20 protein-coding genes and 4 pseudogenes are annotated in these 25,646 nt (G+C 54.0%); 15 read left to right on the top strand and 9 right to left on the bottom strand.

Annotation, left to right across the window (positions count from 1 at the left end; all coding sequences use genetic code 11):
* Positions 1-130: 130 nt before the first annotated feature.
* Together ACVWZ0_RS16025 and ACVWZ0_RS16020 are read right to left on the bottom strand one after the other, a co-directional pair.
* Positions 131-1,153 (bottom strand): HlyD family secretion protein, encoded by a 1,023-nt coding sequence (locus ACVWZ0_RS16025; protein WP_253459552.1) that lies wholly within the window; start codon positions 1,151-1,153, stop codon positions 131-133.
* A gap of 5 nt (positions 1,154-1,158) precedes the next feature.
* Positions 1,159-2,757, bottom strand: a complete 1,599-nt coding sequence (locus tag ACVWZ0_RS16020) for an MFS transporter (RefSeq protein ID WP_253459555.1) — start codon at positions 2,755-2,757, stop codon at positions 1,159-1,161.
* Positions 2,758-2,919: 162 nt separating this feature from the next.
* Between ACVWZ0_RS16020 and ACVWZ0_RS16015 the strand changes: the two genes are divergently transcribed.
* From ACVWZ0_RS16015 to ACVWZ0_RS16005, 3 genes and pseudogenes are all read left to right on the top strand, one after another.
* The gene (locus ACVWZ0_RS16015; protein ID WP_253459558.1) at positions 2,920-3,702 is read left to right on the top strand and encodes an IclR family transcriptional regulator; all 783 of its coding nucleotides are present in this window, start codon (positions 2,920-2,922) and stop codon (positions 3,700-3,702) included.
* Positions 3,703-3,714: 12 nt separating this feature from the next.
* Positions 3,715-4,168 (top strand): annotated as a pseudogene (locus tag ACVWZ0_RS16010) (universal stress protein).
* 333 nt (positions 4,169-4,501) lie between these two features.
* Positions 4,502-4,786 (top strand): hypothetical protein, encoded by a 285-nt coding sequence (locus tag ACVWZ0_RS16005; protein ID WP_253459560.1) that lies wholly within the window; start codon positions 4,502-4,504, stop codon positions 4,784-4,786.
* Positions 4,787-4,897: 111 nt separating this feature from the next.
* On the opposite strand, the gene ACVWZ0_RS16000 is transcribed toward ACVWZ0_RS16005, so the two are convergent.
* Positions 4,898-5,041 carry a hypothetical protein gene (locus tag ACVWZ0_RS16000; protein ID WP_253461313.1) on the bottom strand — a complete coding sequence of 48 codons (144 nt, stop codon included), beginning with the start codon at positions 5,039-5,041 and terminating at the stop codon, positions 4,898-4,900.
* A gap of 290 nt (positions 5,042-5,331) precedes the next feature.
* On the opposite strand from ACVWZ0_RS16000, the gene ACVWZ0_RS15995 reads away from it, so the two are divergent.
* Positions 5,332-6,213, top strand: a complete 882-nt coding sequence (locus ACVWZ0_RS15995; RefSeq protein ID WP_253459563.1) for an SMP-30/gluconolactonase/LRE family protein — start codon at positions 5,332-5,334, stop codon at positions 6,211-6,213.
* A 19-nt stretch (positions 6,214-6,232) separates the two neighbouring features.
* On the opposite strand, the gene ACVWZ0_RS15990 is transcribed toward ACVWZ0_RS15995, so the two are convergent.
* Together ACVWZ0_RS15990 and ACVWZ0_RS15985 are read right to left on the bottom strand one after the other, a co-directional pair.
* The gene (locus ACVWZ0_RS15990; RefSeq protein ID WP_253459565.1) at positions 6,233-7,456 is read right to left on the bottom strand and encodes an L-lactate MFS transporter; all 1,224 of its coding nucleotides are present in this window, start codon (positions 7,454-7,456) and stop codon (positions 6,233-6,235) included.
* A gap of 319 nt (positions 7,457-7,775) precedes the next feature.
* A complete protein-coding gene (locus tag ACVWZ0_RS15985; RefSeq protein WP_253459568.1) occupies positions 7,776-9,020 on the bottom strand; it encodes a mechanosensitive ion channel family protein in 1,245 nt (414 codons plus the stop codon).
* A gap of 283 nt (positions 9,021-9,303) precedes the next feature.
* On the opposite strand from ACVWZ0_RS15985, the gene ACVWZ0_RS15980 reads away from it, so the two are divergent.
* A complete protein-coding gene (locus ACVWZ0_RS15980; protein ID WP_253459572.1) occupies positions 9,304-11,223 on the top strand; it encodes a methyl-accepting chemotaxis protein in 1,920 nt (639 codons plus the stop codon).
* Positions 11,224-11,329: 106 nt separating this feature from the next.
* Here ACVWZ0_RS15980 and ACVWZ0_RS15975 read toward each other — a convergent pair whose 3' ends face one another.
* The 3 genes from ACVWZ0_RS15975 to ACVWZ0_RS15965 form a co-directional block, all read right to left on the bottom strand.
* A complete protein-coding gene (locus ACVWZ0_RS15975; protein WP_253459575.1) occupies positions 11,330-12,943 on the bottom strand; it encodes an NAD-dependent malic enzyme in 1,614 nt (537 codons plus the stop codon).
* 142 nt (positions 12,944-13,085) lie between these two features.
* A complete protein-coding gene (locus tag ACVWZ0_RS15970; RefSeq protein ID WP_125290841.1) occupies positions 13,086-13,298 on the bottom strand; it encodes a hypothetical protein in 213 nt (70 codons plus the stop codon).
* A gap of 117 nt (positions 13,299-13,415) precedes the next feature.
* Complete coding sequence (locus ACVWZ0_RS15965) at positions 13,416-13,739, bottom strand: hypothetical protein (protein ID WP_253459578.1); 324 nt, start codon at positions 13,737-13,739, stop codon at positions 13,416-13,418.
* Positions 13,740-13,922: 183 nt separating this feature from the next.
* Between ACVWZ0_RS15965 and ACVWZ0_RS15960 the strand changes: the two genes are divergently transcribed.
* The 7 genes and pseudogenes from ACVWZ0_RS15960 to ACVWZ0_RS15930 all read left to right on the top strand — a co-directional run bounded on the left by ACVWZ0_RS15960 (position 13,923) and on the right by ACVWZ0_RS15930 (position 20,918).
* Complete coding sequence (locus tag ACVWZ0_RS15960; RefSeq protein ID WP_253459581.1) at positions 13,923-14,150, top strand: putative hemolysin; 228 nt, start codon at positions 13,923-13,925, stop codon at positions 14,148-14,150.
* 844 nt (positions 14,151-14,994) lie between these two features.
* Positions 14,995-15,273, top strand: a pseudogene (locus ACVWZ0_RS15955) (type VI secretion system contractile sheath small subunit); the annotation flags it as partial.
* A gap of 59 nt (positions 15,274-15,332) precedes the next feature.
* A pseudogene (locus ACVWZ0_RS15950) lies at positions 15,333-15,560 on the top strand (OmpA family protein); the annotation flags it as partial.
* Positions 15,561-15,564: 4 nt separating this feature from the next.
* Positions 15,565-16,056: a type VI secretion system tube protein TssD gene (gene tssD / locus ACVWZ0_RS15945; RefSeq protein ID WP_253459584.1), complete on the top strand. Its 492-nt coding sequence runs from the start codon at positions 15,565-15,567 to the stop codon at positions 16,054-16,056.
* A gap of 525 nt (positions 16,057-16,581) precedes the next feature.
* Positions 16,582-16,783: pseudogene (locus ACVWZ0_RS15940) on the top strand (hypothetical protein); the annotation flags it as partial.
* Positions 16,780-19,131, top strand: a complete 2,352-nt coding sequence (locus ACVWZ0_RS15935; protein WP_253459587.1) for a type VI secretion system Vgr family protein — start codon at positions 16,780-16,782, stop codon at positions 19,129-19,131. The pseudogene ACVWZ0_RS15940 and the gene ACVWZ0_RS15935, both read left to right, overlap by 4 nt.
* Before the next feature lie 14 nt (positions 19,132-19,145).
* Positions 19,146-20,918: a M23 family peptidase gene (locus tag ACVWZ0_RS15930; protein ID WP_437177817.1), complete on the top strand. Its 1,773-nt coding sequence runs from the start codon at positions 19,146-19,148 to the stop codon at positions 20,916-20,918.
* 27 nt (positions 20,919-20,945) lie between these two features.
* Here ACVWZ0_RS15930 and ACVWZ0_RS15925 read toward each other — a convergent pair.
* A protein-coding gene (locus ACVWZ0_RS15925; protein WP_253459590.1) for an IS3 family transposase occupies positions 20,946-22,096 on the bottom strand; the annotation gives its coding sequence in 2 pieces (ribosomal slippage) (positions 20,946-21,838 and positions 21,838-22,096; 1,152 coding nt in all).
* A 159-nt stretch (positions 22,097-22,255) separates the two neighbouring features.
* Between ACVWZ0_RS15925 and ACVWZ0_RS15920 the strand changes: the two genes are divergently transcribed.
* The 3 genes from ACVWZ0_RS15920 (at position 22,256) to ACVWZ0_RS15910 (ending at position 25,645) form a co-directional block, all read left to right on the top strand.
* Positions 22,256-22,564 carry a hypothetical protein gene (locus ACVWZ0_RS15920; protein ID WP_253459593.1) on the top strand — a complete coding sequence of 103 codons (309 nt, stop codon included), beginning with the start codon at positions 22,256-22,258 and terminating at the stop codon, positions 22,562-22,564.
* Between the two features lie 15 nt (positions 22,565-22,579).
* A complete protein-coding gene (locus ACVWZ0_RS15915; protein ID WP_253459596.1) occupies positions 22,580-23,113 on the top strand; it encodes a hypothetical protein in 534 nt (177 codons plus the stop codon).
* A 339-nt stretch (positions 23,114-23,452) separates the two neighbouring features.
* Positions 23,453-25,645, top strand: coding sequence for a M23 family metallopeptidase (locus ACVWZ0_RS15910; protein WP_253459599.1), 2,193 nt, complete (start codon positions 23,453-23,455; stop codon positions 25,643-25,645).
* Position 25,646: the final 1 nt, after the last annotated feature.

Raw genomic sequence — 25,646 nt, 5'->3', positions numbered from 1 at the left:
CTTCCGTCACAGGATCGCCCGCTAATTTACCCGCACCGCGCGGCAAAATAAAGCCGGCATTTCCAGGAATTATCTTTTTTTTCAGGACCCTGCTTTACGCGCGGGCGTTGAATAAACCGCCCGCGTCCGGTCAGTGGGCCAGCTCCGGCACCACCGACATACCTACCTTCAGGCGCGCCAGATCGGGCTGGCCCGGTTCAAGCAGGATTTTGACCGGCAAACGCTGCGCCACTTTGGTGAAGTTGCCCGTGGCGTTATCGGCGGCGATAGCGGCAAACGTCGAGCCGGTGGCAGGCGCTATGCTATCCACATGGCCACGCAGCGTGACGCCAGGCAGCGCGTCCACGCTCAGCGTAACGCCAGCACCGGCCTCTACGCCAGCCAGCTGCGTTTCCAGGAAGTTTGCCACCACGTAAGTTTGCTGTAGCGGCACCACGGCCATCAGACGCGTCCCGGCGGCAACCCAGGCGCCCTGGCGTGCCGCTCGCTGACCGACGGCGCCGTCGATTGGTGCGGTGATAACGGTATAAGAAAGATTCAGCCGAGCCTGATCGACGCTGGCGGTTGACGCGGCGATATCCGCTTTAGCCTGGCGCAGGCTGGCTTCCAGCACGCCCACTTCTTTCCGGGCGGCCAGCGCGGCGGCCTGGCTTTGACGCAGCTGCGCCGCCGCTTCCTGCATGGATGCGCTGGTTTTCTGCTGCTCGTCTGCCGTGGCGGTGCCGCTTTTCAGCAGGCGGCGATAGCGTTCGGCATTTTGCCCGGCATAGTTCAGGGTCGCCTGGCTGGCCGCGACGGCGGCGTCGTTTTGCGCAATGGTCGCCTGCTGCTGCTCAAGCTGGGCCTGAACGCTGGCCAGCTTCGCCTGGCTGACCGCCAGGTTCGCTTCGGCAGTTTCCAGCGCGACGCGGTAGTCACGATCGTCAATCGTCGCCAGCACGTCGCCCGCTTTTACCTGCTGGTTATCGCCGACGTTAACGGTGCGAATATAGCCGGAAACTTTCGGCGCGATGGCCGTGTAGTCGGCGGTCACTACGGCATCATCGGTACGGGCCTGATGGCGGCTCATGGCCGACCAGACGAAAAAGGCGATCCCCAGCAGTACCAGCAGCAGCGCGGCCAGCGTTAAGGTTCTTTTTGCAGGTGTGAACATTGTTATTATCTCACGGCTTTAGTTTGAGTTTGAATAAGGGTTTGCGGCGGCCAGACACGTTTAGGCAGCCAGGCGGTCAGCAGCACCAGCAGCAGCGCGAAGCCGATCAGCAGCAGGTAGGCGTCGCTGATGCTGAGGATCACCGCCTGGTGCTTAAGCAGCGTGGCGAAATGACCTAAATTTTCGGCCGAGCTGGCTGAACCGTCCGGCAGCAGCGGCTTCATCGCCGAGGCATCGGCGCTGTTCGCCGCCGTCATCAGCCACGGACGATTGCCCAGCTGATCGACCAGGGTGTGTGAATGAAACTTTTCCCGGTGGGTCAGAAAATTCTCTACCAGGCTGCCGGCCGCCACGCTGGAAAAGCCGCGCACGGTATTAAACATCGCCGAGGCGTACGGCCCTTCAGGCGGCAGGATCACGCTGGTGGCGCTCATCAACACCGGCAGAATCAACATTGGCTGCCCAAAAGCCTGTAGCAACTGGATCAGCCAGAAATTTTGCCTGGCCCAGTCGTCGGTCAGCTGCGCGCCCATCAGGCACGATACGCTGAGCAGCGCCGCGCCGCAGGTCAGCATCCAGCGGCAGTCGATCCAGCGCAGGTTCAGCAGGAAAGCCATAAAAGGCGCAATCAGCAGCTGCGGCAGGCCGATAGCCAGCGCCAGCGGCGCAAACTGCACGGGGCGGAACCCTTCCACCTGAGCGAAATAAGCCGAAGGCAGGGCGGAGCCGGAAAGCGCCACCAGCAGCACGCCAGCCAGCACCAGCAGCCCGTGCGTTAAATTTTTACGCTGTAGCAGCTGCAATTTAAACAGCGGCAGCGGATGCGACCACTCGTTGATTAAAAACGCTACCAGCAGCGCGACGGACGCGCACAGCATGCCGGTAATCAACGGCGATTGCAGCCAGTCGAGCCGCTCGCCCTGCGACAGCGTCAGCACCATCAGCGCAACGCCGCTACAGCCGGTCAGCATGCCGAACAAATCTATCTGCTTAAAACGCTCCAGGCGCAGCGGATCCTGCGGCAATCCCCAGCCAATCAGCACGCCGGCAAGCAGCAGCGGCGGCACAATCTGCCAGAACACAAACTGCCAGCCGACGGCATCGGTCCAGAAAGCTGCCAGCGAGGCGGCCACGTTGGGGCCGAAAGTGGCGGTTAAGGCATAGGCGGACAGCCCGTAAAGCTTGATGCCCGGCGGCAAAAAACGCAGCGCTACCGTCATCAGCAGCGGCGGCAGCGCGCCGCCGAACAGGCCCTGGATAACACGCAGGCCGATAAACAGCCCTGGCGTCGCGGTAAAGGGCTGCAGTATGCCGGCCAGCGCAAAACCAAACGCGACGGCCAGCGCAAAGCGGCGCAGCGAAAAGGTCACCGCAAACCAGGGCGCGACCATCATCGCCGCCACTTCAGCAGCCTGATAGGCCGAGGTAATCCAGGTCGCCCGATCGTAGCTAAAACCGATAGCTGCGCGAACGTCGGCCAGCGCTAAGTCGGTTACGCGATCGTTAAGTCCTGAGGTCAGCGCAGCAATCAGCACGCCCACCAGCCCCAGCGCCAGACGCAGGGTAAAAGGGTGGGTGGCCGGGGCTGCGGGTTGAGCGTTCATAGCCGGTGCTCCGCAAGAAAAGATGAAGTGATGCACTGTATTGCATTGTGATACATTGGCGGCAGATATTACATGGTGATTGACTGTATTGCAATGCGATACAGCCTGCCGGAGAGGGGAAAAGAGTGCTACAGTATCGCCATCAACAAGGAAGGAGATCTCATGTCTGAACCTGCAGCTTTACGCGACGAGGAGCGTACCGGCGGTATCCAGGTTATCTCACGCGCGGCAAAAATTCTGGACGCGTTGGGCGACAGCCCCAACGGCATGAGCCTGGGCGAAATCGCTCAGGCCGTCGATTTGCCCCGCTCAACCGTGCAGCGAATCGTTGGCGCGCTGGATTCGGTGCAGCTGGTGCGCAGTCACGGCGCGGGCGGCGTACGTCTTGGCCCGGCGCTGCTGCGGCTGATCGCCAGCGTGCACACCGATGTAGTGGCGATTGTGCAGCCGTGGCTACAGGCGTTGAGCGACGCCACGGGCGAAACAGTGTCGCTGGCCCGAGCCAGCGGATTACAGCTGGCTATCGTGCATTACGTGGTCGCCGATCGCGAGCTGCGCGTGGTGCCGCGCATCGGGCTGAACCTGCCGCTTTACAGCACCTCCGGCGGCCGCGCGCTGCTGGCGCTGGACAGCGACGAAGAGGCCAGGGCGTGGGTAGGTGATGCCTACGAAGCGATTACCGAACTGACCGTCAAAGCGTATCCCGATTTGATGGAAAGACTGCAGGAAATCCGCCGCACCGGTCTCTCTTACGATCGTGGCGAGACGCTGGAAGGGATCTCCACCATGGCGGTAGCGATAGATACCATACTGGGACGCTTTTCCATCAGCCTGCTGGTGCCTTCTGCCCGTTTTCAAAAGCACGAAGCGCTCTTCCGCGAAGAGATCCTGAAGTGCAAAGAGGCTCTGGTGGATGAAATTGGCAAAGCGACTTTACGTGACTGACAGGAGCGGCAAATGAAAAAGCTTTTAGTGGCGGTGGATAATTCGGCGCTGGCGCGCAAGGTGGTTTCCCTGGCGGACGGAGCAGGCACGCGCGCTTGATGCGGACGTGGTGGTGTTGTGCTGTGTCGACGCCAGCTATGCCAGCACGACGGCGGATTACGTTATTGAGGCGGGGGAAGATCCCGGCGACTTCGGCAGCGCGCTGGACGAGCAAAACACGGCGGAAGCCGCCGTTCGCCAGGCGCTGGCGGAGCTACAGGGCAGCGGCGTTCGCGCCACGGGGCGGGTGCTGGCGGGCGAGTCCGCCGAAACCATCGTGGCCCACGCCAATCAGATTGGCGCCGCGATGATTATTATGGGCCGCCGCCATCTCTCTTCCTTTAATCGCCTGCTGAAAGGATCGGTCAGCGCTGCCGTTATTGAGCGAGCCAGCTGCCCGGTGCTGGTCGACGTGCGCGCCGACTGAGCGCACGCCTTTTAATAACGGCACTTCAGGTTAATTTCTCAGCGGACGCACCCAATATAATAGCGTCCGCATCCCGAATTCAGCGCAAAAAAAAAGCCCGCTCGCCGCGGGCATAAATCTTTGTAATTATAAATAAAATTCCTGGTGTTGCGCAGACATGTCGCTGTGTCTGGATGTATATTGGCATTCATTTTCGCCTCACGCTACACGGCAGCCTGAATCGATTCAATCGGTAAAATATTGCATCAAGGTTAAAGAAGTGCAAAAGCGGTTTTTTCCGATGGTATCGCCGTGCCGCTTAAGTAAGATGCGTCGGCAAAGAAAGGAGTTAAGATGAAAAAAATAATTGGCGCGCTGGCGCTTGCTGTTTTGCTGTCCGCTGGCTGTACTTCCCACAAGCCCGGCGCTTTTGAAAAGGTAGCAGAAGACCCTGCGGTAAATAGCGTGCTTTATCGTTTCGATCCCGATACGGTAAACAAAACGGCCATGGAGCAGGACGTTGAGCATTATTGCGCGGAGCGCGGCTTTGATAAAGTCGAGCCGATAAAGCCGCAGGAAAGTCGACTGCCAGGGTTAATGAAAGCCTGGTATCAGTGTAATTACAGCATTAAAAGCTAATAAAAGAAGGCGGGTAATTACCCGCCTTGAAGACTGCATTTTATTTTTATATTGCCGTGTGCAGGCTTTGCCCGCTTTCAGGATGAAAGAACTTCACCCATTTATAATTCTTTACCAGCCCCTGTGCTGGCCATGGTGTCCGCCGTGATGATAGCCCGGCCCGCCGTGGTGGTGGCCGCGATAGCCGTCATGAATAATACAGCCGCTCAGCATACTTATTACGCCCAGAAGCGCAATCGATCTAATTAGTTTCATTATTCTTACTCTCTCGCTTTCCAATAGCTAACACTCTACAAAACAAAAGTGGAGGAATAATGCCGCTTTTGTAGAGTTATTAGAGTAAATATTTCCAAATAATTCAGTATGGAAATTTTGCGATCTATTCCACCAGAAAGAAATAAGAGAAGGCTTAAAAGACCCACTTTTAACACAGAATGTTCTTAAATAGACTTCTTTATCCGGTCGAATGAAAAATTTGCGTTAATAACGGCAGAAAAGGATTTATGCGATAGACTTAAGGCAATTTTTCAAGACAAGGACATGCTATGCGTTATCAGGTTAAAAATGTGCTGGCGGCCCAGGCAGAGCTGGGCGAGTGCCCGGTCTGGTCAGTGCGCGAACAGGCGCTTTACTTTGTCGATATTCTGGCGCCTGCGCTGCATCGCTTCGATCCGCAAAGCGGCGAGCATAAAATCATGCCGGTGCCGGAACATATCGGCTGTTTTGGCCTGAACGAGCAGGGCGGCTTCGTGGCGGCGCTGCGCAGCGGCGTTTGCCTGCTGGATGAAGAAGGCATCATCACCCGGCGCGTGGCGGCCAATCCTGGTGAAGCGGCCTTCAGCCGTTTTAACGACGGCCGCGTTGACCGACACGGGCGCTTCTGGTGCGGCAGCCTGTGGGAGCCGCAGGATCGCAACGGCGGCAAGCTCTGTCGCCTGGACGAGCATCTGCGCCTGACCGTCGAGGCGGAAGACATCAAAATTTCCAACGGGCTGGCCTTTTCGCCTGATGATAAATGGATGTACCACACCGACACGCCCAACGGTGTGCTTTATCGCTATCCGGTCGATGACAAGGGCGATATCGGCCCGCGTGAAGTCATCCGGCATTTTGTGCAGGAACAAGGCGGCCTGCCCGATGGCGCAGCGGTAGACAGCGAAGGATTCTACTGGTCGGCAATGTTTGACGGCTCGCGGGTCATTCGTCTTAATCCGGTCACCGGCGAAATCGTGGACGAGATCCCGCTGCCGGTGCGCTGGCCGACGATGGTCGCTTTTGGCGGGCCGGATCTGAAAACGCTTTATATTACGAGTTCACGCGAAGATCGAAGCGCAGAGGAGCTGGCGGCTTATCCGCAGTCTGGCGATGTGTTTGCCGTGGAGGTCGCCGTTGCGGGCCTGCCGGAACCGCTTTTCCGGCAGGCATAAGGTAAGTAAGAAGAGTCAACTACAGCGGCTGCGCCTGGCGCAGCCCTTCTGCGGCTTTAGCCGGACAGTGCGGCAGACGGATAGTCAGCGACATAATCAGCGACAGCACCAGCAGCGCCATAATCAGGCTAAAGGTCACAATAAAGCCGCCAAACAGCGAAGCAATTAGCGAACCCAGCACGCTGCCAATGCCGAAGCCCAGATAGATCAGGCCGTAGTTTTTGGTCAGGTTGTTCAGACCGAAAAAGTCGCTGACCAGCGAAGGATAAACGGTGATGGTGCCGCCGAAGCTGAAGGCCACGCAGGCTACGGAAATAAAGAAGGTGGTTTCGGTCATATGGCTGAACAGTAAAATGCCCATGCCCGCCAGCGAAACGATTTGCGCCAGCGTAATCACGCGAATGCGCGCCATCCTGTCGGAAAGGATCCCCAGCACCAGACGACCGCTCAGGTTGGCAATAGCAATAACCGTAACGGCACTGGCTGCGGTTTGCATGGAAAGATTAACCATGCCTTCGCCAATATCCTTCGCCACGCCAATGACGTACAGCCCGCTCATACAGGCGGTCAGAAACATTACCGCTAACATCCAGTACTGCGGCAGACGCGCCGCCTGGGTCAGCGAAAAGTCGCGAACGCTGGCGGCGTCGCCTGCTACCGCCTGCTGTTTCGGCGCGTCTTTCATCAGCAGCGCGCCGGCGATAATCATCGCCATCGCTATACCGCCCCAGATCAGGAAAGTGTGCTCCAGGCTGTTTACGCTCAGCAAATAGCTGCAAATAAATTTAAAGCCCAGGCTGCCCAGCCCGTAAGCGCCAATCGCACAGGCCGAAATCACGCCTTTGCGTTCGGGAAACCACTTCACGCAGTTGGAAAGCGTCATCAGGTAGCCCGCGCCGTCGGCCAGACCAACCAGTACGCCCGCGCTCAGATAGAGCATAAACAGGCTGTCGGCCTGCGAAGTCAGCCAGAAGCCGAAAGCCATCAGCACGCCCGCGCCGATCGTTACGTTGCGCACGCCAAAGCGTTCCTGAAGCTTTCCGGCCAGCGAAGAGGAGATGGCCAGCCCCAGGCTCAGCAGGCCGAAAGAGAAGGCGACCTGGCTAACCGACGCCTCCAGCTTGTGGGAGAGCTGGCCGTTGAACAGGCTCCAGGTATAAACCGAGCCCAGCGCAAACTGCGTAATAATGGTGCCGGCCAGGGTTAGCCAGCGAACGCGAGAACTGACGGTTGGTGTGCTCATGGGGATGCTCCCGGAAAGAGTAATAAATTAAGCACAGAATACGGCGGGTTTTAGCAACGCGGGGCGAAGAGGGCATGAACTGCCGTCATTCAGGAATGAAATGCCGCTGAGGCGGAATGAATGGCGGCGTAAAATGCAGCGAAAGCAGGGAAACGACGGGCGCAAGCAGACAGGAGCAGCAGGGAAACGACGGGCGCAAGCAGACAGGAGCAGCGGCGAAACGACGGAGGCAGGCAGACAAGAGCAGCGGCGAAACGACGGGTGCAGGCGAACAAAAACAGGCTAAGCGACGGGCGCAAGGCTGCGCCCGTCCGAGGCGTTACTCCGCCGACTGGATGCGCAGGTTACGCAGATCGTTGCCGGTCGGCGTCTGGTGCACGCGCAAACCGAACTCCGGCAGAACGGCAAAAATATGGTCAAAGATATCGGACTGGATCCTTTCATATTCCAGCCAGACGGTGGTGTTGGTAAAAACGTAGATCTCCAGCGGCAGGCCGTCCGCGCCCGGCGCCAGCTGACGTACCATCAGCGTCATGCCTTTATGCGTGTGCGGATGCGCCCTGAGCCAGGCTTCCAGCCAGGCGCGAAACGTGCCGATATTGGTCATGCGGCGACCGTTCAGCGGCGTGCTGGTATCCAGACCGGCGTTATAGGCCGAAACCTCCTGCATTTTGCTTTCCAGGTAGGGCGTTAGCAGCTGAGCGCGCTTCAGTCTGGCTACCTCATCTTCGCTCAGAAAGTGAATGCTGGTGGTATCAATATTAATGCTGCGTTTGATGCGGCGGCCGCCCGACTCCGACATTGCTCGCCAGTTTTTAAAGGAGTCGGAAATCAACGCGTAGGTAGGAATAGTGGTAATAGTGTTATCCCAGTTGCGCACTTTTACCGTGGTCAGCGCGATATCCACCACCGAGCCGTCCGCGCCATATTTCGGCATATCCAGCCAGTCGCCCAGCTTCAGCATATTGTTGGCGGAGAGCTGGATCCCGGCCACCAGCCCCAGAATGGGATCCTTAAAGACCAGCATCAGCACGGCGGTCATCGCGCCCAGACCGGTCAGCAGCACCAGCGGCGATTTACCGATAAGCACCGAGATAATCATCAGCGCCACCAGCAGCGCGGCAATCAGCTTCAGGCTCTGGAAAATCCCGCGCAGCGGCATCTGGCTGGCCATTGCGCTTTTCTCCGACAGCTCCAGAAAGATATCCAGCAGCGAGAAGAACATCAGCAGGCCGAATACCATGATCCAGACCTCGCTAAGGATCATCAGCGCGCTGTAAGCCGGTTCCAGGCCGGAGAGAAACAGCTCCAGCTGGATTTGCAGAAAAACGCCCTGCATCAGCAGCGCAAAGCGGCTGAAAAGCTTGTTATCTATCAGTGATTTTGGCCACTGACGGCTCGATTTTTCCGCCATACGCCGCAGCAGAGGCAGCAGCACGCGGTGTAACAGGCCGTGCGCTATCAGGGAAATCAGCAGAATGACGGCCAGAACGGCCACGAGCGCAATCAGCGGCGCCCAGGGCACAGCGAACGCGTTGAGCTGCGCAAGAATAAAATGGTGCATATGGTTAGTTCCCTCTAATCAGGTCAGTCCAGAACGCGCGAAAACAGCGCGTTATGACGCAGAAGCAGACGTTCTGCGCGGCGTCAGGGTAGCCTGGCCGCTGTGGCAAAATCAAATCGGATTTTCCTCAGGGTTTTATGCTGCGCTACGGGCGTTATCACCCGGCAGGCGCGTTCAGGTTTTAGCCAGCTTTGCCGATAATCCGCGTAAGCGCTGACGAAATATCGCGCAATTCAACTATTCAGGCGCCGTTTTGCCACTGTTCTGTTTTGAGGAATACATTATGCCGGGGATACCAGTTCGTCTGTCAGGGAAATTGATCTTTGGCGGCATTTCGATGCTGCTGTTAACCATGCTGCTGGTTTGGTTCGCTATTACCCTGCGCGGACAGCCGCGCGTGGTCGAGGCCAGCAACAGCCTGATCCAGCAAACCGGTGAAAACATCGTGGGCCAGCTGAATCAGCAACTGCTGCGCATTGAAGGTGAAGTGGTGAGCATGGCGCGCCTGGCGGAAGTGCTGCCGCACCAGGAGACATTGGTGAAAAGCGTGCTGCCGCAGATTATCGACAGCAAGGGCGATAAAAGCATTGCGGGGGGCGGTATCTGGCCGGAACCCAACGCCTTTACCGAAGGCGTTGCTCGCCGTAGCTTCTTCTGGTCTCGTGGCGCAGGCGGCGCGCTGGTCTGGTCAGACGGCTACAACGAGCCGGGCAGCGCGGGCTACCATAACGAGAGCTGGTATACCTCTGCCCGGGAAGCGTCGCGCAGCAAATGCAGCTGGTCGGAAGTTTATCAGGATCCGATTTCCCAGGTGAATATGGTCACCTGTAGCGTGCCTTACGTGCAGGGCGAAAAGTTTGCCGGCGTGGCGACTTTTGACGTGCTGCTGGATAACCTTTCCGGTTTTATGCAGAGCCACGGCAATCTGACCGGCGGCTACGCCTTTGCGCTGGATGGCGCGGGCAACGTGCTCTATTTCCCCGGCGGCAAAGATAAGGCGCTGAAGAAGTTCAGCGCGCTGGCGGCGGAAAAACCCTGGCTGGCGCCGGTGCTGAAGGGCATCGCGGAAAATAAAACCATGACTACCCTGAATCACATTCAGGATGGCGTACTGAATAAGCAGGCGCAGGTTACGCTGTTCAGGATGCCCGACACAGGCTGGATTATCGGCCTGGTAACGCCGCAGGCGAAAGTCACCGCGCTGGCGGATAATATCCTGCAGGATATCTTTATCGTGCTGATCCCGGCGCTGGTGGTTCTGCTTGTGCTGGTCTGGCTGTTTGCCCGTCGTCTGGCGGCAAGGCTGGAGTCAACCCGCGCGGCGCTGGATGAAATCGCCAACGGCGACGGCGACCTGACCCGTCGTCTGGCCACGGTCGGTAAAGATGAGATCGCCGAAATCGCGGTGTCGTTTAACCAGTTCGTCGATAAAATCGCAGGCGTGATCACCAGCGTACAGGCCAGCGGCGTCAACGTGGCCGCCAGCGCCAGTTCGCTGGCGGAAGGCAACCAGGCGTTCTCGGCAAAAATCAGCGATCAGGCGGCGGCGCTGGAGCAGAGCGCGGCGGCAATGGAGCAGCTCAACGCCACGGTACAGCTGAATGCGGAAAATACCCGTCTGGCGGACTCCTTTACGGAGCAGACGGCGCAGATCGCCCGCAGCAGCAGCGAGGTAATGAATCAGGTGATTGCTACTATGGCTTCGATCAAAACGTCCTCCAGCCGCGTGGGCGAAATCCTCAGCGTGATTGATGGGATCGCCTTCCAGACCAATATACTGGCGCTGAACGCGGCGGTGGAAGCGGCCAGGGCGGGCGAACAGGGGCGTGGCTTTGCCGTGGTCGCGGCGGAAGTGCGTGCTCTGGCGCAGCGCAGCGCCGCTGCGGCGCAGGAGATCAAAGCATTGATTAGCGAGTCCGACACCACGGTGCTGGCCGGCAGTCGGCTGGTGGAAGGCGCGGGCGAAAAGCTGGCGGGCCTGGTGAACGACGTGCTGAAAGTCAAAGAGGTAGTGGGTGAAATCCGCGTAGCGGGCGACGAACAGAGCAAAGGCATCAGCGAGGTCACCCTGGCGGTGTCGCAGATGGAGCGCGGCATTCAGCAGAACCTGCTGCTGGTGACGCAGACGGCGGAAAACACCGAAGCGCTGCGCACGGAAGCCGCCCAGCTGGCGCAGGATATCTCCGCGTTCAGAGTGGCCTGACGCTAACTAATAAAAACCCGGCATCGTGCCGGGTTTTTATTTTCGTTCCTGCATCGCTTTATGGAGAAGGGCGATGGCTTCAGGATAAAGGGTTACGCGATCTTTATCAGGCGTAATCCGGCCTGTAGATCAGCGTTTGCAGCCAGTTGTCAATCTCCTGCGGCTCTTCCACACCGGCCAAACCGTGCTTAAACAGGTAGCGTATCAGGCCGCTGGCTATGGCGATTTCCGTTTTAACGATATCGGCCTGGGAAGGATAGAGCTTGCCTTTTTCCCGCTCCGCCTTGCTGACCTGACGTGCGCACAGGCGGGCCGCTTCGATAAACAGCTTGTCGTCCACGCGCGCCGGTCTGGCGGCGTAAATCGCCAGGCTGACCGCCGGGAAAATATAAAAATTATTCGCCTGGCCGGGATAGCGCGTTTCACCGTTAATTTTTTCTTCTCCGAACTGCACGCCCGCCGCAAACAGCGCCTTGCCGTCGCTCCATTCATAGGCCTGTTTTGCGGTACATTCCGCATTTTCGGTGGGATTGGAGAGTGCAAAAATGATTGGCCGGTCGTTCAGCTTACTCATCGCTTTTACCACGCCTTCGCTGAACAGCCCGCCCTGAGTGCTGACGCCAATCAGCATGGTGGGCTTAACGCGCTCAACCACTTTTTGCAGATCGCTTTCTGCGGGCATGTCGTGTGCATAGGCTTTTTGCGATGTATTCAGGTCGTCGCGCTCAGCGGTAATCAGTCCTTGTTTATCAAACAGCGTAATTGCCTGTTGCGCTTGTTTCCGATCGGCACCTTCCTGCACCATAGCGTCAACCAGCATATTGGCGATACCGGTGCCTGCCGAACCTGCACCGGCAAACAGCACGCGCTGTTCCGCCAGCCTGCCGCCGGTTGTCTCCAGCGCGGTCAGCAGGCCCGCAAGCACCACGCTGGCAGTGCCCTGAATATCATCGTTATACACCAGCGCCTGCTGCTGGTAGCGCTGGAGATAGCGGATGGCGTCGTCGCCCTGCCAGTCCTCAAAATGGATGCAGCAGCCGGGAAATACGTCGTTGACGGCGGCGACAAATTCATCCAGCAGCTCGTCCAGCGCCTGCTGGTCAAGCTTTGCTTCCCGCAGGCCGGTATAAAGCGGATCGTCCCGAAGCTGTTCGTTGCCGGTGCCGATATCCAGATGCACCGGCAGCAGCCCCTGAGGCGGCACGGCGGCGCAGGCGGTATAAAGCTGCAGCTTGCCCACCGGAATGGGCGCGCCGTTGGCGCCAATATCGCCCAGCCCTAAGATGCGGCCACCAGAGGTCACGCAGATAAAGCGCACCTCTTTTTGCGGCCAGTTACGCAAAACTTCTTTCAGTCGGCCTTTCATTTGCCGGGTCAGATACATGCCTTTGGGACGTCGATAGATATGGCCATATTTTCGGCAGGCGTCGGCGATAGTCGGATCGTAAACCAGCGGGATAAAAGTAACCGGATCGGACATCAGCGTGGCGTAAAACAGCGTTTCGTTGCGGTCAGCCAGCTCCTGCAAATAGATATACTTCTCAATATCGTCGGGTTTGTTGTCCAGATGTTCCAGCACACGCTGCATTTGCGTTGCCAGCGAATCCACCGCAGGCGGCAGCAGCCCTTCAAGATGCGCGTCCGCTCTTTCCTGCTGGCTGAAAGCGGTATCTTTATTCTGCGTGGCGGAAGCCAACAGGCGGTAGTCTGGTCTGGTCATCACATTCCCTTACTGGTCGCAATACATCAATTCGGTAAGCCTGGCTGAAAGCGCTTAAGGTTGCTGGAGGGAAAATGTAACAAAATCAAAGAGGATAAGCGGTAAGGGCAAAAAAAAACCTCGCCTTGGCGAGGTCAGGAACCTACTTAATATAGCTGCGGATAGCCTCAGCAATGGCTTTGTTCGGCCCGCGGTGATCCTCGCGCTGTTCCGTATCATCGGCCACTTTTTGCAGGTATTTATTCAGCTTGCCGCCGGTCGGCACGTTGCCATAGGCAATCAGCATCTGCACGATCTGCCTGAGCGCAAGTAGCTCGACGGTAAGACGTTCAACAACAGGATCTTTATCTGGCATCAGGGGGGACTCCGGTACGGTTTTCCAGTGACTTTATGGTGATTTTACGGCGGGCGCGTAAAAACCAATCAGTGGAATACCGCAGAATAACGGCGTCAAATCCTGGCGGTGCAGACGTCAGGAAAGATAAAGCACCGCGCCCGGTACCTGTAGCAGGGTGTAAAGCTCCGCAGAGGAAGGGTCAGCAAGCTCCTGCTGTAGCTGCGGTGAACGGTAGCGCATCACATGGATTTTCTTCAGCTGATGCCAGACCAGGATAGCGGAAACCGTCAGCGAGCAGGTATGGTCGCTTTGCAGACAGAGCAGCGTGTAATGCCACTCCTCATCCAGCTCGTTGGAAAAAAACTGTACGCTTTCCGGCGGCAGCAGCGCGCGCAGATCCGGCAGCAGAAACTGGCTGACGTCCCGGGTAAGACGCAGGGTAAAAGTGGCGGTTCGCATAGAGCATTCCTTGTCGTTAGTCGGCCGTTGCAGGCGCTGAGGCGAGTATCAATCCCAATCCTTTGGCGTTAATCGTTAACTCAGTGAGCGGTGATTGACGTACCGCACCTTAAACTATAGCGCTTACTATTGTTATCTGACTGATAATGAGACGCAATGGGATCCATCTGAACAGAGGTGATAATGAGAAAGAATTTATTGTTTATCTGTGCCTTATTGGCAACCGGCTGTGCGCAGAATGCCAGTAAACCAACCTCGTTGAACATGAAAAACCCGGCGGCGGCCTGGTGCGTTGAGCAGGGCGGTACATCAGAGATCGTGAAAACGGCGCAGGGCCAGAGAGGCTACTGCACGCTGCCTGGCGGCGAGCGCATCGACGAGTGGCAGCTTTATCGGCGGGATCATAAATAAAGGCGTGCTCAACAAAGAAATGCCGGTAGTAAAGGGAATAACTTTATGTGCCGGCATTGCTGTACAACGCGGTTTATCTGTCTTGTAAACTTATAAAGGTACGTTTTTTGCTATGCCGTAGCTGATTGAGTATTTTAAGGCAAAGCTGCAATGTATTTTTGAAGTCTGGTTGCGTATGAGTGAGTATTCGCATCAACGCCTGCAGGCTCGTCATCCTTCGCCACCGACAATCTTACGCTGGCCGTGGGTCTACACAGTTGGATTTGTACCGGCTGGCTGACGTTATTGTTTTGATAAAAATAAATAAGCCTCGTTCAAGTGAATAATAAAAAGGTATGAAATTCTGTATATTTCATCAGTTTTGTACATGCTCAGTCACGTCCTGGCTCTCATTTTTGATAAAAATACAAAATCAAAAATTCACGTGATTGAAGGAGGTTTTATACGGTTTTATCCCTAAGTTAAATTGATCTTTTGTTGCACACCCTTATTCCATAAGGTCTGAAAGGGCTATGCAATAAATTTCATACAAATCATAAAGATGATCTAATTTTGTTAAACCTTTTCGATGTAATGTTTAGTTACATTATTTTGTTTTTAGTCATGCGCAAACATTCTTACACTCCGGCTATAAGGTCTTGTCCGAAAATCTTCGATTTCAGATAAAAGCCCAAAAAATATAGTGTCGATATGCTGGTGAATGGAATGCGCTCGCTTTTAATTCCTGGGTGTTGATTCTTGTCGGATGATGAGAACCGGGATGTTGTTCTGGCAGGGTTTGCCTTTTTTGTTAATTTCTCACTGGTATTGACCGTTTCTATAATTTCATAGAACAGGGACAGCCATGTCTGACTCTTCCTTTCAGTGCGAAATACCCAAGGCACGTATTAATTTAAAAATTGATTTGCATACGGGTGGAGCGAGCAAGAAAACCGAGCTTCCCCTGAAATTACTGGTTGCGGGCGATTTCAGCAACGGCCGGGCGTCTGCACCACTATCTGAGCGCAAAAAAGTTAATCTGAACAAAAATAACTTTGACTCAGTTCTTTCTGAATATTCCCCAAAAATAAATCTGACCGTTAAAAATACGCTTGCCGGTGACGGTTGCGAAGACAACGTCAGTCTGACATTCCGGAGCATAAATGAATTCTCCCCGGAGCAGGTTTCCCGCCAAATCCCGCAGCGGTACGCGACTGGATGCGTGACACCGGCGATGTGCCGGAAAGCTGTTTTGCGGTGCAGGGCTATAGCGCAAGCCGTCCGATCGCAACCAATGACGCCCCGAAGGGCCGTGCACTCAACCGCCGTGTCGAAATCAGTCTGGTACCGCAGGCCAACGCCTGTCAGATATCGGGCAAAACCCTGGCGTCATCGCAGGATGATGACGCATCACAACACAATGGAGAGTAATTTCATGGCAATTCCTGTTTATCTTTGGCTGAAAGACGACGGTGGTGCGGCCATTAAAGGGTCTGTGGACGTTCAGGATCGTGACGGTAGCATCGAAGTGGTGGCGCAGGAGCATAACCTGTACATCCCGACCAACAATAACACCGGCAAGCTGACCGGTACCCGTATCCACACTCCGTTCCTGTTCACCAGGGAAATCGACTCGTCCAGCCCGTATCTGTACAAGGCGGTGACCACCGGTCAGACCCTGAAATCTGCGGAATTCAAGTGGTACAAAATCAACAACTCGGGCCAGGAAGTGGAGTACTTCAACACCAAACTGGAAAACGTGAAAGTGGTGAAAGTAAACCCGGTGATGCACGACATCAAGGATCCTGCTTACGAGAAGCATAACCACCTTGAGCAGATCGAGCTGCGTTACGAAAAAATCACCTGGACCTACAAAGACGGCAACATCGTTCATTCCGACTCCTGGAACGAACGCGCCACCGCCTGATTACGCGTCATATTTCGCGCCGCAGGTGCGTTGGCTCGCTCCGGTCATACAGTTATCTATGTTCCCGGAGACTTACGAACTTGCCGCCTTCCTGCGACACGAACTCTTTAGCGTAATCCTCGTTTTTAAGCGGAGGGGATAACCTTTCTGCTGTTTTGCTGAACGTCTGCAGTACGCGGGCTTTCAGCAAAGAAACCGACAAACTGTCTGCCAGCCTGACCTTGTGCGCTTTGGTCCCCTGAACAAAGGGAAACAGCGAAGGGCGGTAGCGTGACCAGGAACCGATAAAGAGAGAATCTCATGGAGAATCCGGCAAGCCTTCTTCGACGTCTTAATCCCTACTGCGCCCGTGCGATGGAAGGGGCTGCCTCCCTGTGTCAGACCCGCACCCATGCAGAAATCCTGCCTGAGCACTGGCTGCTGACGCTGCCCGAACAGGGGGAAGACCATCAGAGGGTGGACATTCTTTCCCTTTGTCGTAAGAACAACCCGATCCTGGTTGGCGAGCCTGGCGTGGGTAAAACCGCGCTGACCGCCGCCTGCCTGCTGCCGGATACCGGCGCACGCAACGTCAACAGTCTGCTCAATCAACAAATTCTGCCGGTGCTGAGTCAGCAGTTGCTGACCCACATGGCTGCAAAACAGAAACCCGGTCGTACGCCTTAGCCCGAGTGAGAAAGAGGGTATCGGACTGGAGTTTGGCCGTACACAAGGAGTGAACGTATGAGCATCAACTTGCCGATAAGATTCAGCCATAACCACCATCAGCTGGCGGTAAAAGAGTGCAGTTCGGAGCTTGATGTGCTGGCGTTTGAAGGTGATGAAGCCCTGAGCACGCCGTTCAGCTACCGTATTGAATTTACCAGCGGTAACCATGCCATCAGCAAAGAAATGATGCTGATGAAAGCCTCCTCTCTGACGCTGCAGGCCCCGGTTGACCGGGGTTACGGTATTAAAGTGCAGCAGCCAGTGCGGGTAATTCAGGGCGTGGTTACGGGCTTTGAACGTCTCAGTACCTCAAAAGATGAGACGCATTATGCCCTGACGCTCCGGCCACGCCTGGCCCTGCTTGACCGTTCACACCAGAACGCCATTTACCAGGACATGTCGGTGCCACAAATCGTGGAAAAAGTCCTGCGCGAGCGTCACAACATGCGCGGTCAGGATTTTCTGTTCTCGCTAAGTCGTGAATACCCGCAGCGTGAACAGGTGATGCAGTACGGTGAAGACGACCTGCACTTCATCACCCGCCTGTTGGGTGAGGTGGGTATCTGGTTCCGCTTTACCACTGATACGCGTCTGAACATCGACGTCGTGGAGTTTTACGACGGTCAGCAGGGGTATGAAAAAGGCCTGACGCTGCCATCGGTTCCGCCATCAGGACAGCATTCGGAGGGCGTGGACCCGGTCTGGGGCATGGAGAGCCACCATAACGTGGTACAGAAGCAGGTCAGCACCCGTGATTACAACTACCGTCAGGCCACGGATGACATGGACACCCGGGTCGATGCCACCCGCGGGGATGCCACCACCTACGGTGAGGCCTATCACTATGCGGATAACTATCTGACGGCGGGTGATACCCATGACCACCATCCGGCACCGGAGTCCGGGGTGTTTTATGCCCGCATTCGTCATGAGCGCTACCTGAATGGCCAGACGCAGACCCATGCCATCACCAGCTGCCCGACGCTCTCTCCGGGTCAGGTTCTGAAAGTCACCGGCGGGTACGAAGTGGCCGACGTGTTTGCTCATGGCGTGGTCATCACGGCGATGCACAGCCATGCGCGGCGTGATGAGGACTTCGGCGTCAGGTTTGACGGTATCCCGGACAGCACCGACTTTTGTTATCGTCCTGAGCCGGGTTCACGCCCGGTGATGGCCGGCACATTACCGGCCCGCGTCACCAGCACCATCGAAAATGACACCTACGGCCATATCGATAAAGACGGCCGCTACCGCGTCAACATGCTGTTTGACCGTGATAACCGGGAGACCGGGTTCGAGAGCCTGTGGGTCCGGCAGTCACGTCCCTATGCCGGCGATACTTACGGCCTGCACCTGCCACTGCTGGCGGGCACCGAAGTGGCGATTGGCTTTGAGGACGGTAACCCGGACCGGCCGTACATCTCCGGCGTGCTGCACGACTCGGCCCACGGCGACCATGTCACTATCCGAAACTACAAACGTAACGTCCTGCGCACGCCGGCGAACAACAAAATCCGCCTCGATGACAGTCGTGATCAGGAGCATATCAAGGTCTCCACCGAGTACGGCGGCAAGAGTCAGCTGAATCTGGGACATTTAGTGGATGCTGAGAAGCAGAAGCGCGGTGAGGGTTTTGAGCTCAGAACCGACAGCTGGGGAGCCATCCGGGCACAGAAAGGGATGTTCATCAGCGCTGATGGCCAGACGAAAGCGCAGGGCCAGGTGCTGGAGATGCAGCCGGCGGTCAGCAATCTGGGTAACGCCCGGGAGCAGATGACATCCATCTCCGATGACGCGCAGAAGGCGACCGCGAACCCGGCCGATCTCCAGGCGCAGGTCATGCTGCTGGAACAGCAGCTGACGGGCCTCAAAAAATCGGTGCTGCTGCTCAGCGCGCCGGAGGGTATGGCGATGACCAGTGGACAACATCTGCAGGTGTCTGCTGGCCAGAACCTGATAGCCACTGCCGGTAAAAATGCAGACGTCAGCGTGGTGAAAAATCTGTTCATCGGCGTGGGTAATGCCCTGAGCGTGTTTGTTCGGAAGCTGGGGATCAAGCTCATCGCGAACCAGGGGCCGGTAAAAATACAGGCGCAGAATGATTTGATGGAACTGGTGGCGCGTGGGGAACTCAGTATTACCAGCACTGAGGATGAGATCCACATTACGGCAAATAAGCGTGTGGTGATCAATGGCGGCGGAAGTTATATCAACCTGGATGCCAACGGCATCGAATCTGCCACGTTGGGCGAATACCGGACAAAAGCGGGGCACTACGGGCGCAAAGAAAAGGCTAATAACTCCGAACAATTCCCGAGCATTGCCCTGGAAACCACCGGGCCTTCCCGCAAATTCAGCTTTTCCTGACATGGAGTCATAACATGATTATCAGCCCACCATTCCTGAAAGCGAAAAATGCCCATGAAACCGATGCAGCATGGATTGAAAGAGTGATGACCGTAGTTGACCGCCGCGATTACCCGGTCAATGGCCATGGCTCATGGCATGGCGGGATCCACATAGCCCATACTGATGGCGGCAGGCCTTTTGAGAGTGTAAGAGCTGTTGCGGATGGGATCGTGGTTTCCGTGCGTAAAAGTTCAGGCATCGATAAACGAGATAAGGCACCGCTGAACCTCAATGTGGATCAACCCAATGTCAAAGGCAGTGACGATGGCTACGTGCTGCTAAAGCACGAAACGGAGATCGGCAGTGGTGAGGGGGCTAAAGTGGTCTTTTATTCGCTTTACATGCACCTGAAGTCGCTTGAATCAACAGTGAAAATCGGGGAGAAGGTGTCCCGGAAAGATCCGCTTGGTACCTCCGGGATGGTCGATGCGGTCAATGCCTTCCATTTCCAGATTTTCTGTGATGACGACAACATCAGCAAACTGACGGGCAGGAAGAGCCGCGAACTGGACGTGTCGAAAGATGGCCGAACCGATGCCGTTTATGGTGATATTCACTTTTATCTGCCACCGCAGACAAAGTTTTATGACAGGGCACCCGCAAATAACAGTACCTCCATAACCGGGCTTTCTGAGCTGTATACCAGCAGTGCGCCTCTGTATGTCAGCATGACCCTGGCACAGGGCAACTGTACGATGGTGACCCGACAGAAGAATACGCAGACTGACGGGAAGCATGATCTGCTGGGCGAGCCGCTGGTTAACGCCGATGGTGAAGATTATGAATACAATCTTTATAAAACTGCTATGCGGAATTATAAGGAAAGCCCCAGTGCCGGATTTGAGTTGCTTCGTTTTGGGCGGGTAATCAATACCGAGCATGAAACGCTGGTGCCGGCAGATGCGCCATTATGGATGACGGTCAGTTATCCGGGTGGAGCTGGCGTGGTAAATCTTGCCGCTCCCGGTATTAAAAAGTTTAGCGATGCCGATTTCCCTCACTGGACGGGATGGCTGCTGGTTGATGATGACAATGATACCCATAGCCAGTGTAATTCGTCGATCATCAGAAAGTTACAGGAAGAGGGCAGTTACGAAACTCAAAGCAACAGGCTTATCTGCTGTTTACCGTTCGAGTGGGAAAAAAGCACAATAGATGCCAGGTATAAATGGTTGATGACCGGTTTACCTTGGGAGCAGTGCACTTCAGAAAAAACGGCCATATGGCAGGTTCCCGGGACGCAGGAATCAAATGAACGAACGCTGATGAGTGAGGAAGACTATGGCAAATTTAAGCAACACGCAGAAGCGCTGTGTTTTGATTCAGGAGCTCTCGGTAGCGGAAGATTATGGCATTTCAATCCTGTGTATTTTATTGAACACATGAGACGTTGTGGCTGGTTAGGGAAGGAGGATGTGATTAGGCTAGTCAGACGAAATGAAGAGCGTGCGCATCGACCAAATCTGTCCCGTTCGACGTTAGAGCAATGGATTGAAAGTGAAGGCACCCATCATTCCGAAATTATACGTCCGGCAAACATTAAAGATATAATGCCAAAAGTTTTGAACAAATACGGCATAGTTTCACCATTGCGAATTGCGCATTTCTTTGGGCAAATGGCAAGGGAAACAGGGCGATTTGAGTTTTTTGTAGAAAAGGGTGATGACTCATATTTTGATAAATATGAGCCACGTATGCCCCAAGGTAGAAAACTTGGCAATACCCATATAGGGGATGGTGTTTGATCCTACCCACGTAATGTGGACACGGCCCTAAGCGAGGTTTTGGTTTTCAAACTGTTCCGGGCTAAGACCGCCACAGGCACTGTGACGACGCCAGCGATTGTAATCGCACTCGATATAATTAAACACTGCCGTTCGCATTATTTCCCGGCTGGCAAAGTTCTCTCCGTGGATACATTCCACCTTCAGTGAGTGAAAGAAGCTTTCCGCACAGGCATTGTCGTAACAACAGCCTTTAGCGCTCATACTGCCCTGCAGATTATGCCGTTTCAGTAAGCTCTGGTAATTCGTTGAACAGTACTGACCACCCCGGTCTGTGTGCACGATGACATTTTCCGGGCGTTTACGCCGCCATAACGCCATCTGCAGTGCATCGCAGGCAAGCTGTGCCGTCATCCGTGAGGACATCGACCAGCCAATGACTGACCGCGACCACAGGTCAATCACCACCGCCAGATACAGCCAGCCTTCACCGGTGCGCAGATACGTGATGTCACCCACCCACTTCTGATTCGGGCCGCTGGCGTAAAAGTCCTGATTCAACAGATTCTCGGATACTGGCAGACCATGCTCACGGTAACTGACCGGGCTGAACCGGCGCGAGGCTTTCGCCCGCAGCCCCTGACGACGCAGACTGGCGGCGATAGTCTTGATGTTGTACTCCGGCAGTTCATCAGCAAGACGAGGTGCTCCATAACGCTGTTTTGCCCTGGCAAAGGTCTGTCGAACCGCATCATCGCAGACAAGTCGGAACTGTTGACGTCGGTTTATCTGGTGACGACGCTGACGCCAGGCATACCAGCCACTGCGGGCGACCTGCAGTACCCGGCACATGGCTTTAATACTGAACTCAGCCTGATGCTTTTCGATAAAGACATACTTCATTTCAGGCGTCTGGCGAAGTATGTCGCGGCCTTTTGGAGAATGGCCAGCTCCTCGTCCCGTTCAGCCAGTTGGCGTTTGAGGCGGGCATTCTCAGCGGCGAGTTCGCTCTCACGTTCAGAGGACGTTGCCTGTTGCTGCCGCTTGCTACGCCAGGTGTAAATTTGCGACTCATAAAGGCTGAGTTCGCGGGCGGCTGCGGCCACACCAATGCGCTCGGCCAGTTTCATGGCTTCGTTGCGGAATTCAGGTGTATGTTGCTTGCGTGGCTTTTTGGTGGTTGATACTGATTTTGTCATGTGAGTCACCTCTTGCTTGAGAGTTTACTCACTTAGTCGCGTGTCCACTATTGCTGGGTAAGATCAGTTAAATTTAAAGGTAGAGGGGCAATTCATCTTACTGGGCGACACAATTATGCTAACTATAGTGCATTCCGATTAGGCCCGCAGCATAGGGGAATGGAGTACTATACAATACCACCAAATAATACCAGACCAGTTACTGATGCTTATACAGCCTTTGATGCTGCTGGTTATTATTGGTCTAGCAAACAAAAATATTCAACCACGTTAAGCCCTTTAGGTAAGCTTGGGATCAATTATTGGGCCGACAAAGGCGCTCAAGAATCTGATGCATCTGAAGTTACACGGAGAATAAATCCAGGCCGGGATGGATTTTTAACAGTTAGATGGCCAGCTTTCATTCATGCGTGGTATGCAATTAATGATGAAAAGAATCCACCTGAAGATTACAGGCCAATAAAATAAGAGAGGATATACACAATGAGAATCTCAACTTACAAAATCATTGCCATTGTTTTATCTGCATTTTCTGTCAATGTGTGTTCGGCAACTGAACAAGCAGATAAAGAGCCGATTTCACTATGTGCAAAGATAGACACAGGTGCTATTACTGATGTTTTTGATGGGAGTAATGTGAAATACTCAAAAGATTACTCGTATCTATTATTTACTAGTGATGCGAATGGAACTAATTATACTGACGGTGATGATAGATTAACAATTGATGGTCATGTGTACATATCAAATGATTCTGTGCTGCAACTGAAAACACTCATAATTGCAAGCATGAAAGATGGCAAGCTGAATGATGAAGTTATTTATTTAAGCAAGGGGAATAAGACTACTGGGGGGCTTTTTTACAATAACACCCCAAGTGGAAATAATGGTAAAGAAAATATAGTTTATATTGGAGTTGCAGGTGATGTATATCACCTCACAATACCAACCGCTAAAGATAAAGAGTGCCTGAATCATTTCCCTAAGAAAATATTAGATGGCTTGTCTACTGAGTAATTGTTTTTGGAAAACCTTCTGGGAGCGTTGAGGTTTATATGTAGTTCATAGCTGTCTTTTGAGTAGTAATAGGAAATTGAATGTCGTATTCACTGAAACATCTTCCTGAATGTTATCCACGACCGGTCACACCAAAAAAGACACGTTGGATTGCTGTCCTGGTAGCGATGTTGGCATCAGCGTGATCTTCATGCGTATATCCTGGGCGAATACCGGACAAAAGCGGGGGGTACTACGGGCGAAAAGAAAAGGTCAATAAGCCAGAAGACTTCCCGAGCATTGCCCTGGAAACCACCGGGCCTTCCCGCAAATTCAGCTTTTCCTGACATGGAGTCATACATGATTATCAGCCCGCCATTCCTGAAAGCGAAAAATGCCCATGAAACCGATGCAGCATGGATTGAAAGAGTGATGACCGTAGTTGACCGCCGCGATTACCCGGTCAATGGCCATGGCTCATGGCATGGCGGGATCCACATAGCCCATACTGATGGCGGCAGGCCTTTTGAGAGTGTAAGAGCTGTTGCGGATGGGATCGTGGTTTCCGTGCGTAAAAGTTCAGGCATCGATAAACGAGATAAGGCACCGCTGAACCTCAATGTGGATCAACCCAATGTCAAAGGCAGTGACGATGGCTACGTGCTGCTAAAGCACGAAACGGAGATCGGCAGTGGTGAGGGGGCTAAAGTGGTCTTTTATTCGCTTTACATGCACCTGAAGTCGCTTGAATCAACAGTGAAAATCGGGGAGAAGGTGTACCGGAAAGATCCGCTTGGTACCTCCGGGATGGTCGATGCGGTCAATGCCTTCCATTTCCAGATTTTCTGTGATGACGACAACATCAGCAAACTGACGGGCAGGAAGAGCCGCGAACTGGACGTGTCGAAAGATGGCCGAACCGATGCCGTTTATGGTGATATTCACTTTTATCTGCCACCGCAGACAAAGTTTTATGACAGGGCACCCGCAAATAACAGTACCTCCATAACCGGGCTTTCTGAGCTGTATACCAGCAGTGCACCTCTGTATGTCAGCATGACCCTGGCCCAGGGCAGCTGCACTATGGTAACGCGGCAGAAAAATACGCAGGTTGACGGGAAATATGATCTGCTGGGCGAGCCACTGGTGAATGCTGATGGCAAAGACTACGAATACAATCTTTATAAAACCGCGATGCGGAATTATAAGGAGAGCCCCAGTGCCGGATTTGAGTTGCTTCGTTTTGGGCGGGTAATCAATACCGAGCATGAAACGCTGGTGCCTGCGGATGCACCACTGTGGATGACCGTAAGGTACCCGGGTGGAAAAGGGGTGGTCAACCTTGCTGTCCCCAGTATTAAAAAGTTTAGTGACGCTGATTTCCCTCACTGGACGGGCTGGCAGTTGGTTGATGACGACAGTGACAGCGACAGCCAGTGTAACTCGGTCACGATTGCCAGCCTGACCGAAGGCGGCGACTACGTTAATCAGTGTGGAAAACTGATCTGTCATTTTCCGTTTGAGTGGGAAAAAAGCACGATCGATAGCCGTTTTTCATGGCTGAAAACCGGCAGTGAAGAGCATGATCCGATGACGGAAGAAGATTATGCAAAATTCAAGGCTCATGCCGAAGCGTTGTGTTTTGATTCAGGAGCATTCAGTAGTGGAAGGTTATGGCATTTTGAACCAAAGGCATTTATTGAACATTTGAGGAATTGTAGTTGGATGAGTCTTGATGAGTTAGCTTCTACATTTCCGAAGTATTTATTTTACTCATCAAGCGGCAACCCAAGAACTGCTCAAAAGCAGCCTGCAAGCGTGTATTCAATAAATCATGCCCATGCTAAAAGTAGAATTGAGTCACATTATGACTCTTTGAATTTAAGTATTAGAAAATATATTGGAGGCGATAAGAAAAGAATGTCATTCTTCTTACCCCAGACATTACTAGAAACTGCGCAGTGGAGAGATTTAGGTGGCAGTAGAAGGTTATTACATGAGTGGGGGTTTGGTCGTTATAACTCAGTGAATCCAGCCACGGAGTATTATACTGTTTTTTATGGTAGAGGGATCATGCAACTTACATGGGCTGGACTGTATAAAACCTACGGTGAATACCGAAGTTTTCCAAACCACTCAGGCTCATATACTGATAGATTACACCCTGATGCCCCTCGGCTTACTGCAGTCTCAACTCATTATACAGCCCATCCCGATGATGGTGGTACTTTGTTCCGATGGTCTCCAAGATTTGATCCCGATATTGTGGCTGAAGATTCATACAACGCTTGTGATTCAGGTGGCTTTTATTGGGCTTCAAAAGTCTATAAACACAAAATGTCAATAAATAGAGTCGCAGATGAAGATTTTACTGCGGACAATGTTGGATTAATTAATCGTTTGGTTAATGGAGGGTCAAATGGATACTATGAAAGGCAAGCGTACTCAAAATTTATAGGACTTTATTTGATGGATGAAGTAAATACTAACACCACGGTCAGCGTAAGTCCTACTGGAAAGTCTCGCATTGTTGTGGACTTAACAAAATCATAAA

Source organism: Erwinia sp. TECH1, assembly GCF_054057575.1.
The sequence above is the reverse complement of the archived record's forward strand: the minus strand, read 5'-3'. Positions and strand labels throughout refer to the sequence as shown.